The sequence below is a fragment of the Gluconobacter sp. P1D12_c genome, from assembly GCF_018812105.1.
Taxonomy (GTDB): Bacteria; Pseudomonadota; Alphaproteobacteria; order Acetobacterales; family Acetobacteraceae; genus Gluconobacter; species Gluconobacter oxydans_A.
Window position 1 is genome coordinate 1 of the sequence record NZ_JACSIQ010000354.1, and the last position, 490, is coordinate 490.

At 48.4% G+C, this 490-nt stretch carries 1 protein-coding gene; it reads left to right on the forward strand.

The genetic code is table 11. The features are described 5' to 3' along the window. Positions 1 to 490 (forward strand): hypothetical protein (locus KP705_RS17145; RefSeq protein ID WP_215765141.1); only part of this gene is annotated, 490 nt, incomplete at both ends.

Consider the following 490-nt stretch of genomic DNA (forward strand, 5'->3'; position numbering starts at 1 on the left):
ATCCTCGTTCATGGCTTGGGCATGTGTTCCATCTGGGGTGGTCTGTTTATGATATCTGCTGGCTGATATCTGCTGACTGCAAGCACCTTGGGCTTATAGCTCGGGATTATTCTGCTGATGATAATCTGCGTTTTGCGTGTCGTTCGGAAGAGGAAGACAGTCGACGCTTCAGGCTTCCTGCTGGTGGTTTAGTATACGTTCCAGAGGTTAAGGAAGCGAAGGAATCACGCGGAGAGATTTTTGATGCAGGACCGTCTGAGAATGGGTGTGAGTCATCTTCTCGGATAGGTTTTTATGAGCTTCTTCGTCGCAACAGTGGGAACAAGGTTGATGTGTTTAAACATCTTGAACGCATTGGCAGGGATGAGGCCATAAGGCTTCAATCTGATCGGATTTCTGACAGGCTTGAAGGTCTGGGGATTCCGTCTAGGCGTAAGAAGCAGGATGGCACCTTTTTCAAGGTGGGTTTGCTGTCTGGATTAGCTAAGCA